The sequence below is a fragment of the Azospirillum sp. TSH20 genome (assembly GCF_003115935.1).
Taxonomy (GTDB): domain Bacteria; phylum Pseudomonadota; class Alphaproteobacteria; order Azospirillales; family Azospirillaceae; genus Azospirillum.
Genome location: NZ_LGQU01000085.1, coordinates 39,511 through 52,720 on the forward strand (window position 1 = coordinate 39,511; position 13,210 = coordinate 52,720).

Genomic DNA, 13,210 nt, shown 5'->3' on the forward strand with positions numbered 1-13,210 from the left:
CATCCGCTCATCCGGTTCATCACTGCACCGCCCAACGCTCCAGGGCGGCGCGGACGCGAAGGATGACGGGGGTCCAGTCACCCGGCCGATCCTGGCGGAACAAGCGCATGGTCGGATACCACGGACTGTCCGACCGGTTGCGCAGCCAGCGCCAGCAGGAATCGTAGCGCGACAGCATCCAGACCGGGCGACCCAGTGCGCCGGCCAGATGGCACACCGAAGTATCGACGCTGATGACCAGGTCGAGCTCCGCGACAAGCGCGGCGGTGTCGGCGAAATCGCCAACCGCATCCATCCAGTCGACAAGGTCGAGACCGGACGGCGGCGCTTCGGTCGCCGACGGGCCTTTTTGCAGGCTGTAGAATCGCACGCCCGGAACGCCGGCCAGCGGGGCCAACGCGGCAAGCGGCAGGCTTCGCCGCCGGTCGACCATGTGGGCCAGGAACTGGTCGTTGTGCGCCGAACCGGCCCAGACCAGCCCGACCTTCAAGCGGCGCTCTCCGTCGAGCTTCCGTTTCCAGGTGGTGCGATCCTGCTCGGATGCGCGCAGATAGGGAACGGCTGCCGGGATGGTTGCCAGTGTGGTGCCGAACACCAAGGGCAGGCTGAGCAGCGGAATGCAGGTATCGCATTTCGGTGGCGGTTCCGTGGGCGCCCGGACCGAGGCGATACCGGGGAGCCCCGACAGCAGCCGGACCAGTGACGGTTGGACCATCAGATGGACTTGGGCGCCGAGTGCGGCCAGCATCGGGGCATAGCGGACGAAATGCAGCGTATCTCCTTGCCCCTGTTCGGCCACCAGAAGGAATGAGCGTCCCGCCGGGTCGCCGCCTTGCCAGCTTGGGGCATATGCCGGATAGGCAACACGGTCCATCCGCCAGCGGGATTCATAGAGACGCCAGCCATTGGCGAAGTCGCCATCCGCCAGCAGCACCATAGACAGGTTGAAGCGTGCAACGTCGCTTTCGGGATGGAGCACCATGGCGCGCTCGTTGCCGCGGCGCGCCCGCTCCGCCTGTCCGCGGCCATGTTCTGCCAGGGACAGGTTGATGAGTGCGGTCGGGGAAGCCGGTTGCAGGACCAGAGACCGACGGGCCAGCGACACCGCCGCAGCGAAGTCGCCGCGCAAGGTTGCCAGCAGACTGTCGCCGGCCTCGGCATATCCCTCCAGCGGAGCCAAGCGGCGCAACCGGTCATGCATCGCCTTGGCCGCGTCGAGCCTGCCCTGCCTGATCAGGAGCCCGGCATGGTTCACATAGCCGGCCGGCCGGTCGGGCGACAGCGCAACCGCGCGCAGCGCGCAGGCGAGCGGCAGCGTCGGCTCTGCCGTATCCCCGAGCCCGCCGGCCAGCGCGAGCCACGCCGGCGGGCTGTCCGGCGCCAGCCGTACCACCCGATGCAGGATGATCGGCAGGCGCTCCATTGCCCGCCGTTCCAGCAGGATCGAACCGACGACCGACCAGCCTTCGGCAAAGCCTGGGTCGAGAGCCAACGCCCGCATCGACGCCCGCGCCGCCGCCTTGAAGCGCCGGCTTTTGTGCAGCAGCGAGGCCAGTCCGGCCCAAGCCCTCGGGTAGGCCGGACGCAGCCGCAAGGCGTGATGGTAAGCCCGCGCCGCACCGGCTGCCTGGCCCAGGGCGCGCCGCGCTTCGCCGAGATTGTGCCAGATGCTTGCCCGATGCGGTGCCAGTATGGCTGCCGTGGTGAAACAGGAAACGGCGAGCGTTTCCTGCCCGTCTGCCAGGGCGGCGGCACCTCGGTGGGTGAGTACAACGGCTTGGTCGGTGAAACCGGCGGTTGGGTCGGGCATGAAAGAGTGTCCTGAGGAAGGCGGCGGATCAGTGCAGGGCTGCTGCAGAGAGAACTTGTGCGTAGGGCGGCATCCGCCCGATTCGGCTGAGCGAAATCCGCGGCTTGCCCCGACATTCACCATCTTAAGTCGATCGCTTGTGGATATTCCTCCATGTCTTCTCCATCTTTGGCTGTGAAGAAAACGATTTTTTGAGAAAATTATCTACTCTCTTAATAATTTAATTTTGTTTTGCGGTGCATGCTAACGATCCTTCCGGGATGATCCGCGAAAAGTTGGGGAGAACGGTCGGATGGCAGCCGAAGAACGATCCCATCCCGTGCTGGCCCATCCCATGCTGCAGGGCACACCGAACCTGCCCGATTGGCTGGAGACGGTCGGCTGCGCGATCGCATTTTCGACCTACGAGACGCACAGGCTGTTCTTCCTTGGGCTGGGAGAGGATGGGCGTCTGAAGGCCCATGAGCGGATGGTGCAGCGTTGCCAGGGCCTGTGTGTCGACGGGGCAGCGCTGTGGGTCGCCGGACAGTCCCACCTCTGGCGTTTCTCCAATATGTTGCAACCGTTCGGCCGTACGCCGTCGGGCGCGGACCGTCTTTACGTGCCGCGATTGGGCTACATGACCGGCGACGTCGATATCCACGACATCGCGGTCGGGCATGACGGCGTTCTGATCTTCGTCAACACGCGCTTCAGTTGTCTTGCCGTTCCCGACGCCGACCGGGGATTCCGTCCGGTCTGGAAGCCCGCCTTTATTTCCGCCCTGCGCAACGAGGACCGCTGCCATCTGAACGGGATGGCACTCGGCGAAGACGGCCGGCCGCTGTTTGCGACGGCGTTGGGCCGCTGCGATGTCATCGAGGGCTGGCGCGAGCGCCGGACCGACGGCGGCGTGCTGATCGATGTTCCATCGGGCGAGGTTGCCTGCGCTGGGTTGTCGATGCCCCATTCCCCCCGCTGGCACCGCGGCCGGCTGTGGCTGCTCAATTCCGGCACCGGCGAGCTTGGAACGGTGGACGCAAGCGGTCGCTTCACGCCGGTCTGCTTCTGCCCCGGCTTCGCGCGCGGATTGGCCTTCCTTGGGAAATGGGCGGTTGTCGGGCTGTCGCGTCCACGCGGCGATCACGGAACGCTGAGCGCGTTGCCGCTTGAGGCGGCCCTGAACCGGGCCGGAGTTTCCGCTCAATGCGGCTTGGCCGTGGTGGACACCGACAGTGGAACCGTGGCGCACATGCTGTGGCTCCATCACACCGTCAACGAGTTGTACGACGTCGCCATCCTTCCCGGTGTGCGCCGTGCGGAGGCGGTGGGGCTGCTCGACGCGCGGGCGCTGGCCGAAGCGGTGACCACTCCAACAGACGTTCCGAATTGACTGGACGCCACATGGCGGACGGTGAGCGGGTGCGGCGTCGACAGATATATCCGAGGGGCTGAAAGATCGTGGCTACTCCAACCTTTACTCTGGTCGGCACCAACTCTTTCGGTCTCAGCGGCGTCGGGCAATACGCCGCCCCCACATTCGCGGATCTCGACGGCGACGGTGACCTGGATCTCCTGGTCGGAAACAAATCTGGCGAGACGGTGTATTTCGCCAATGTCGGGACGACGCTGGCGCCGACCTTTTCCCTGCAAGGCACCAATCTGCTCGGCATTTCCAGCTACAATACCTATGCGGCCCCAAGACTCGTCGATATCGATGGAGACGGTGACCTCGATCTTTTCATCGGTAGCAAGGATGGCGGCACCCGGTTCTTCCGCAACAGCGGAACGTCGGCCTCTCCATCTTTCTCCCTGGAGGGGACCAACCTCTTCGGCATCGTCACCGACGGCTACATGGTTCCGAGCTTCGCCGACCTGGATGGCGACGGCGATGCCGATCTGCTGATGGGGACCACCAGCAACGGCCTCCTTTTCTACCGCAACACCGGAACCTCGTCGGCGCCCTCCTTTTCGCTGGAGGGAACGAACCTCTTCGGCATGACGGCGGGCGTAAGCCACAATGCGCCGGTCCTCGTCGATCTCGACGGCGACGGCGATCTCGACCTTGTGAACAAGGATGTCGTTTCCATCAACATCGGGACGACATCGTCCCCGACATTCTCGCTTGTCGGGACGGCTGTTTACGGCCTCAACACCGGAGCCTATCCGATGCCGGCCTTGGCCGACCTCGACGGCGACGGCGACCTTGACGCGATTTACGGTGTCCAAGCTGGCTCCCTGCTATATCTCCGGGACATCGCGCCGGTCGTCAGGACGCTGGCCGATTCCGGCAACACGCTGACGCTGTCGCAGATCAACACCCTGACGGGGGGCGCCGGTACGGACGTCATCACGCTGGGCGACATCGGCGCGACCTTCGGCGTCACCGGGGTCGAAACGCTGACCGGCACCGGTGGCACCAATGTCATCACGCTGGGTGACACGGCCGGCTCCACCATGATGGTGTCGTGGCTGAGAAGCCTGACCGGCGGGGTTGGGAACGACCTCATCACGCTGGGTTCGGCGGGCAATAGCACGACAGTCTCGCTGGTGGAAACCCTGATCGGCGGGATTGGAATTGATCAAATAACGCTGGGTACCGGGGGGAACACCATCCTGGTGTCCGGACTGGAGACCCTGCTGGGCAGCACTGGTATCGATGCCATAACCCTGGGCGATCTCGGCAACACGATAGCGGTTTATTCCACTGAAACCATCATCGGTGGTGCGGGCACGGACTCCATCGTGCTCGGCTCCAATGGCGTGCGGTACGCAGTGTCCGGCGTTGAAGTCGTCATCGCGGGTGGCGCGGGCGGCACAGCGTCCTTGAATTTGGGGACGCAGGGCAACACCACCACGGTGTCGCTGGTGACGAGCATCATCGGCAATAGCGGCACCGACCTGATCACCCTGGGATCGGCCGGCGTCACCACGAAGGTGTCGGATCTGGAGACGCTGATCGGTGGTGTCGGCACCGACGCCGTGACCATCTTGACGGCCGGCACGACCATGCTGGTCTCCGGGCTGGAAACCCTGACGGGCGGCACCGGCACCGATGTCATCACCATCGGCACCATCGGCAGCACCATGACGGTGAAGCTGCTGGAGACCCTGGTCGGTGGTGCCGGCACCGACCTCGTGACCTTCGCCTCCGGTGGCAACACGACACTGGTTTCCGACATTGAGACGTTGACCGGTGGGATTAACGTCGATGTCGTGATTCTCGGGACCCGCGGCAACACGCTTCAGATCTCCCGCATTGAAACGGTGACGGGAGACAGCGGCACCGACATCGTAACGGTGGGCTCCACCGGCGTATCGGTGAAGGTGCAAGGCATCGAGACCTTGATCGGCGGGGCCAGCACCGACGTCGTGACGCTCGGTACCGCCGGCAACACGGTGCTGCTTTCCGCCGTGGAAAGCGTCATCGGTGCGACCGGCACGGACGTCGTGAACTTCGGGCCGGCCGGCAGCACGGTATTGATCGCGGCGCTTGAAACACTGGTTGGTGGTGTGGGCGTCGATGTCGTCACAGTCAGCGCCAGTGGCATAACCCTTTTTCTTTCCCAGATCGAAACATTGAACGGTGGCTCGGGCCGCGACGCCATCTCGCTGGTGGATTCGGGCAACACCATCCAGTTGTGGAGAATCGAGACGTTGACCGGTGGGGCCGGCACCGATGTTGTGACGATCGGTTCCAACGGAAGCACGGTGTTGGTGTCCGACATCGAAACCTTGGCGGGCAGCACCGGCACAGACCTCGTGGTGCTGAGCATCGCCGGCAACACGATGCTGGTCTCGTCTGTCGAAACACTGACCGGCGGGGCCGGCACCGACGTTGCGACGCTCGGCACTGCCGGAAACACCCTGCTGCTCTTTGCTTTTGAAACCTTGGCGGGCAGCATCGGCACCGATGTCGTGACGCTCGGCACCGGCGGCAACACGGTGCTGGCCTCCGATATCGAGATCTTGACCGGCGGGGCTGGCTCAGATCTCGTCATGCTCGGCACCGCCGGCAGCACAATTCAAGTTTGGCGCATCGAAACGCTGAGCGGCGGGATCGGCACCGATGTCGTGACGGTCGCCTCCGCCGGCGGCACGATACTTGCGTCCGGTATCGAAACCTTGACCGGTGGGGTCGGCACGGATGTCGTCATTCTTGGCACCGCCGGCAACACAATTCAGATCTCCCGCATCGAAACGGTGACGGGAGACAGTGGCACCGACGTCGTAACCGTGGACACGACCGGTGTATCGGTGACGGTACGAGGCATCGAGACCTTGCTCGGCGGAGCCGGCACGGATGTCATCACACTGGACAGCACCGGCAACACGATGCTGGTCTCGGTTGTCGAGACCTTGACCGGCGGGACCGGCACTGATGTCGTGACGCTCGGCGCCAGTGGCAACACCCTGCTGACAACCGGCATCGAGACGCTTATCGGCGCCGCCGGCACGGATGTCATAACGCTCGGCACTGCCGACAACACCCTGCTGGTCTCGGCTGTCGAAACGCTGACCGGTGGGGCCGGCACCGACGTCATTACACTGGGTACCGCCGGCAGCACGATGCTGGTGTCCGACATCGAAACGTTGGCGGGAGACAACGGCACTGACGTCGTCACCCTGGGTACGGCTGGAGCGACCTTGACTGCACAAGGTCTTGAGACCTTGACCGGTGGGGCCGGGACTGATGTCATTTCGCTAGGTGCTGTCGGCAATAGCCTGATGGTCTCGGCTGTTGAAACGCTGACCGGTGGGACCGGCACCGACATCATCATGCTCGGCACCAGCGGCAACACTCTGCAGGCAACCGGTGTCGAGACGCTTATCGGCGGTGCCGGCACCGACGTCGTGACAGTGGACACCGCCGGCAATACCCTGCTGGCAACCGGCATCGAGACGATTATCGGAGGCTCCGGCACCGATGTCGTCATGCTTGGCAGCAGCGGGGCGACCTTTCACGCCGTCAATATTGAAACCGTCATCGCGACCGGGCAGACTCTTCATCTGAGCGGGCTCGAAACCCTGGTCAGCATTCTGAATGCCGACATTCTCGTCTTGGGCGACGGTGGCAACACCCTGTCGGTCTCCACCCAATACAAGACCATTCTCGGATCGTCGGGATCCGATGTGATCACGCTTGGAAGCGGCGGCAGCACGGTTTACGTCGAAGGTCTCGAAACGCTGACCGGGTCGGACGCCGGCGATGCGGTGATCGTCGGCACGTCCGGCATCACGCTGCTGGCAACCCTGCTCGACACGATCACCGGCGGAGCCGGCACCGATGTCATCGCCCTGGGCAGCACGGGCGGCACCCTGCTTGCCGAGCGGCTGGAGACGCTGAGCGGCGGCAGCGGCATCGACGTCGTCATGCTGGGGACCGGCGGCACGACCCTGCTCGTCAATGCCATCGAGACATTGGCAGGGTCTGCGGGCACCGATGTCGTGACCCTCGGATCGGCCGGCGGCACTCTGCTGGTCAACCTGCTGGAGACGATCACCGGTGGCACGGGTTCCGATCTGATCGCCCTCGGCACGTCCGGTTCGACCGTTTCGATCTCGGCTATCGACATCCTCACCGGCGGCATCGGCACCGATGTCGTCACCCTGGGCACGGTCGGCAACACCCTGCTGCTGCGCAACATCGAGACGCTGACAGGTGGGATCGGGACCGACATCGTCACGCTGGGCGATACCGGCAACACCACGCGGGTTTCGGCTTTTGAGACGATCATCGGCGGCGCGGCCGTCGACGCCATATCGCTGGGCACGGCCGGCAGCACCCTGTTTGCAACCGCTCTCGAGACGCTGACCGGCGGAGCCGGCACCGACGTCGTGGTTCTCGGTTCGGCCGGCAACAGCCTGTCCATCTCGGACTTTGAAACGATCACCGGCGGCGGCGGCACCGACATCGTCACCTTGGGCATGGCCGGCAACACGCTGCTGCTCTCGATTGTGGAGACGATCACCGGCAGCGCGGGCACCGATGTCGTGACCCTCGGTTCGGCAGGCAGCACTCTGCTCGCCAACCTGCTGGACACGATCACCGGCGGCGCGGGTTCCGAGTTGATCTTCCTCGGCTCGGCCGGCGGTACGGTCCTGGCGTCCAATTTGGACCTGCTGATCGGCGGCGCCGGCACCGACATTGTCACGCTGGGTCCGGCAGGCAACACCCTGTTGATGCGGGGGCTGGAAAGCCTGATCGGCGGCTTGGGAACCGACGCCATCACCATCGGCGATACCGGCACCACCATGGCGGTTTCGAGTATCGAGACGCTGGTTGGCGGGTCAGGGACCGACACCATCGCGCTGGGCACGGCAGGCAGTACGCTGCTGGTTCGCGGGCTGGAAACCCTGGCCGGCGGGATCGGTACCGATGTGGTCACCATCGGTTCGGCCGGCGCCACTCTGCTCGTCGACCTGATGGAGACCATCGCCGGCGGCACGGGCTCCGAGTTGCTCCTCCTCGGCACGTCCGGTTCGACGATCGCGCTGTCGGGCATCGACACCCTGATCGGCGGGGTCGGGACCGATGTCGTCACCTTCGGGATCGCCGGCAACACCGTGCTGCTGCGCGGCATCGAGACGCTCACCGGCAACAGCGGCGTCGACGTTCTGACGCTGGGCGACACCGGCAACACGGCGATGGTATCGCTGTTGGAGACGATCATCGGCGGAACCGGTGTCGATGCCGTCCTGCTCGGCACCGGCGGCAACACGCTGGCGGTGTCGCAGCTTGAAACGCTGATCGGCGGGGCCGGTCTGGACGTGGTGGCGCTGCGGTCCGGCGGTAGCACTTTGGCGACGGTGGCGGTGGAAACGCTGATCGGCGGCAGCGGGCTGGACGTGGTGACGCTCGGCACCGCCGGCACGACGGTGCGGATCGCCGGCATCGAGTCGATCACCGGCAACAGCGGGAGCGACGTCGTCCAGTTGTCGGACGGTGGTGGCACCTTCGTCGCCAATCTGCTCGAGACGCTGATCGGCAGTTCCGGCAGCGACGTCGTGGTGATTGGCGAGCTGGGCGGCGGTTCGACCCTGCTGATCGCCGGGCTGGAGGTCCTGGTCGGTGACGCCGGCGCGGACGTCGTCACGCTCAGCAACGCCGGCAACACCACGCTGCTGCGCATGTTGGAGACGCTGACCGGCGGAACGGGCGTGGATGCGATCACCATCGGCAATCGCGGCTCGACCATGGTGGCCTCGAACCTGGAGACGCTGGTCGGCGGGACCGCACTCGACATCATCATGCTGGGCACCGGCGGCAACACGCTGCTGGTGTCGCAGCTGGAGACGCTGATCGGCAGCAGCGGACTGGACATCGTGACGCTCGCCACCGCCCGGTTCGACACGGCGGCTGACATGAACCGGGTATCGGGCACCGGCGGCAACACGCTGCTGGTCGCGGGCCTGGAAACGCTGATCGGGTCGAGCGGGACGGATGTGGTCTATCTCGGCTCGGCCGGCAACACGGTGCTGGTTTCGGGGCTGGAGATCCTCGTCGGCGGAGCCGGCAACGACGCGGTGACGTTGGGTGACGGCGGCAACACGGTGCTGCTACGCGGGATTGAGACGCTGACCGGCAACGGCGGCGTCGACGTTCTGACGCTGGGCGACACCGGCAACACGGCGACGGTGTCGCTGTTCGAGACGATCATCGGCGGGACCGGCATCGATGCCGTCCTGCTCGGCACCAGCGGCAACACGCTGGCGGTGTCGCAGCTTGAGACGCTGTTGGGTGGCGCCGGTCTGGACGTGGTGACGCTGGGGTCCGGTGGCAGCACCCTGGCGACGGTGGCGGTGGAGACGCTGATCGGCGGCAGCGGTCTGGATGTGGTGACTTTGGGCACCGCCGGCACGACGGTGCGGATCACCGGCATCGAAACCTTCATTGGTGGTGCGGGAATCGATGTCATCACCGTGGGGTCGGGCGGCATCACGGCACAGGTGAATGTCCTTGAAACCGTTGTCGGTGGCGAAGGCTTCGATCTGATCTTCCTGGGCAGCACCGGCAGCACGCTGCTGGCATCGGCCCTTGATATTCTGGTCGGCGGCAACGGTCGGGATGTCGTTACGCTGGGGTCGGACGGCAACACGCTGCTGCTGCGCGGTATTGAAACCCTGACCGGCGGGGCGGGCAGCGATACCGTCACCATCGGCGACACCGGCACCACCATGCTGGCGAGCGCGATAGAGACGCTGACCGGCGGGTCCGGGCTGGACGTCATCGCCTTGGGCTCGGGCGGCAGCACGATGATGGTGTCGCTCCTCGAAACGCTAACCGGCGGGGCGGGCAGCGACGTGATCGCGATCGGCACCCTGGGTGCAACGCTGGTGGCCAACGCACTTGAAACCCTGCTGGGTGGCGCGGCATCCGAACTCGTCTTCCTTGGTTCAGGCGGATCGACGATTGCGGTGTCGGGAATCGATACCCTGATCGGCGGCACCGGCACGGATATCGTGACGCTGGGCTCGGCGGGCAACACGCTTCTGCTGCGCGGCATCGAAACACTGACCGGCAACAGCGGTGTCGACGTGCTGACGCTCGGCAACACGGGCAACACGGCGACGGCATCGCTGTTCGAGACGATCGTCGGTGGCCTGGGCACCGATCTCGTCGCCCTCGGTTCGGTCGGCAACACGCTGATGGTGTCGGACATCGAAACCCTGGTCGGCGGCACAGGCACCGATGTCGTCACCATCGGCACTGCCGGCGGCACGCTTCTGGCGCTCGCCATCGAGACGCTGATCGGCGGCACGGGGCTTGAGGTCATCTTCACCGGTTCGACGGGGGCGACCCTGACCGTCTCGGGTGCGGATTTCGTGGTCGGCAGCAGCGGCACCGATGTCCTGACCCTCGGGTCCGATGGGAATACCACCACCATTCGCGGCATCGAGACACTGGTCGGTGGCGAGGGCTCCGACCTTGCGGTCCTGGGCGATACCGGCAACACGCTGACCCTGGGTGCGAACTTGGAAATCCTCGTCGGCGGCGCAGCGGTCGACGTCGTGACCATCAGCACTTCGGGTGCCACCCTGCTGACCCGTGCGATCGAGACCCTGATCGGCAACACCGGCACCGACGTGATCACGCTCGGCGACACGGTGAACACGGTCATCGTCACCGGCATCGACACCCTGACCGGCGGTGCGAGCACTGACATCGTCTTCACCGGCTCGGCCGGTGTGACGATGACGGCTTCGGGCGTCGAGTTCCTGGTCGGCGGCACCGGTTCGGATGTTGTGACCCTGGGCTCCTCGGGCAACACCGTCATCACCCGCGGCATCGATACGCTGTCGGGCGGTGCGGGCACCGACTGGGTGTTCCTGGGCGACACCGGCGTCACCATGGCGCTGGGTTCGGGCATCGAACTGCTGATCGGTGGCGCCTCCACCGACGTTGTCAGCCTCGCCACCTCGGGCACGACCCTGCTGACCCGTGCGGTCGAGACCCTGATCGGTGCGGCCGGCACCGACGCGATCACGCTGGGCGACACGGCCAACACGATCACCGTGACGGGCATTGACACCCTGACCGGCGGTGCGAGCACCGACATCGTCTTCACCGGCTCCGCCGGCGCGACGATGCTGGCCTCGGGCGTCGAGTATCTGGTCGGCGGCACCGGTTCGGACGTTGTGACCCTGGGTGCATCGGGTAACACCGTCATCACCCGCGGCATCGACACCATGATCGGTGGTGCGGGCAGCGACCTGGTGCTCCTGGGCGACACCGGCGTCACCATGCGGGCCGAGAGCGGGATCGAGATCATGGTCGGCGGCGCCGGCACTGATAGCGTCACCCTCGGCGACAACGGCAACACCGTCCTGCTGCGTGGCATCGAGACCCTGGTCGGCGGCACCGGCAACGACGTGATCACCGCCGGCAACACCGGCGTGACCATGTCGGTCTCGGGCGTCGAGACGCTGATCGGCGGTTCGGGCACCGATGCGATCACGATGACCAGCGGGTCGATCCGCTTCCTGGGTGGTACGGGCGACAGCCTGACTCTGTCCGGCAGCGGCACGGATACGGTCGTGTACTCGTCCTTCAGCGACATCGCGTCGCTGGGTGCGAACACCGGCTTCGTCTCGGTCTCGAACTTCCAGTCGGGCACTGACAAGGTGGAACTGACCGGTACGGCCCGGACCGAGGCGGACAAGAACGGCGATGCCTCGCTGGCGACGGCGTCTGCTGCGACCAACGGCGTGAACATCGGCTCGAACGAATTGGTGAACCTGACCTCGGCGGTCAGCGGCAGCCTAACGGATGCCTCGCTGGCGAACTTCCGCACGGCTCTGGGTGCGCTGACGAACTCGTCGGCTGGTGCAAGCACGCTGATTCTGGCCAACAACGGCACCAATTCCGGCCTGTACCAGGTGGTTGACACCAACGGCGACGGCCAGGTGGCTTCATCCGAGGTTCGTCTGCTCAGCGTGTACAACAGCCAGGTGCTCTCGCTCTCCGACATCAACCTCGGTTGATCCGGCGGCTAAGCATCGTGGTAAAAGGGAAGGGCGCCCGCAAGACGTTGGTGCAAAAATGCCCGGCTGGTGGTGGTCGGGAGGGCGAGCGGGTGTAGAGGCGGCCCGCTGACGCCGAGAACCCGATGTCGTACAAGGCCAACGCGCCCCGCCACCACAAGATCCCGAATGCCCGCTATCTCGCGGATCGGCTTGCGCCGAATGTACCCATGGTGCCCGGCATGCGAGCCAATCAACAGGACCGGACCTTCTTTCTTTGCGTCAGAGCATCTGCCCCTCACGCTCTCACCGAGGTCATGGTTCGGAAAAATCCTGCTGGTGTGCGTGAAATCTCCCCTTGACCTCAAGATAGCTTGAGGTCCTAGGCTCAAAAGCATCGATCATGATCGCCATCCGATTTTACTGGCTTGCCCATTGGCGGCCGCGGCTTTGCCGTACGAAAGGAGGACTCCGTGATCTCTCCGTTGTCTATCAATTGGACGATGCTCAACACCCTGCGTGCTCTGCCAGGTCCTGAGGCCCTGAGACCGACAGCATCATTGATGGAAATAACTCAGGCGGTACGCCTGAAGCCGGTTGTGGTCAGGCCCATGTTGACTGATCTGGTGAGAGAAGGTCTTGCTCGGGAATACACGACGCATTGCGGTCTGCAATATGCCAGAACGAATGAAGGCGACCAGAAAATCCAAATGATAAGGGATTGGCTCCGATAGGACCAATTCAGCCATCTCCAATCACCAGCTGTTCACATTCTATACGCTGGGCGATTCTCCAAAAAAATCTGCTGAACGAGAACTCCGGAGTGCCCGCGTGCTCCTGGGGTAATAGGGAGGGCATGCATGGGCAAAGCACTTCAGGGCGTGCGGATTCTCGACTTCACGCATGTGCAGTCGGGGCCGACCTGCACCCAGTTGCTCGCCTGGTTCGGCGCCGACG

Annotated in this window: 4 protein-coding genes; 3 read left to right on the forward strand and 1 reads right to left on the reverse strand. The window is 64.8% G+C overall.

What is annotated here, in order from left to right:
• Positions 1 to 19: 19 nt before the first annotated feature.
• Positions 20 to 1,810: a tetratricopeptide repeat protein gene (locus TSH20_RS22770; RefSeq protein ID WP_158282047.1), complete on the reverse strand. Its 1,791-nt coding sequence runs from the start codon at positions 1,808 to 1,810 to the stop codon at positions 20 to 22.
• Between the two features lie 292 nt (positions 1,811 to 2,102).
• Here TSH20_RS22770 and TSH20_RS22775 point away from each other — a divergent pair, with 292 nt between their 5' ends.
• From TSH20_RS22775 to TSH20_RS22790, 3 genes are all read left to right on the forward strand, one after another.
• Complete coding sequence (locus TSH20_RS22775) at positions 2,103 to 3,182, forward strand: TIGR03032 family protein (protein ID WP_109157402.1); 1,080 nt, start codon at positions 2,103 to 2,105, stop codon at positions 3,180 to 3,182.
• A gap of 68 nt (positions 3,183 to 3,250) precedes the next feature.
• On the forward strand, positions 3,251 to 12,274 hold the full coding sequence (locus TSH20_RS22780) for a calcium-binding protein (RefSeq protein WP_109157401.1): 9,024 nt from the start codon (positions 3,251 to 3,253) through the stop codon (positions 12,272 to 12,274).
• A gap of 839 nt (positions 12,275 to 13,113) precedes the next feature.
• Positions 13,114 to 13,210: CoA transferase (locus TSH20_RS22790; protein ID WP_146207488.1), on the forward strand; the 97-nt coding region annotated here is incomplete at its 3' end.

Excerpts from the sequence above, each read along its gene's own strand:
- TSH20_RS22775 (WP_109157402.1), top strand. The coding sequence starts at position 2,103 with ATGGCAGCCGAAGAACGATCCCATCCCGTGCTGGCCCATCCCATGCTG.
- TSH20_RS22770 (WP_158282047.1), bottom strand. The coding sequence starts at position 1,810 with ATGCCCGACCCAACCGCCGGTTTCACCGACCAAGCCGTTGTACTCACC.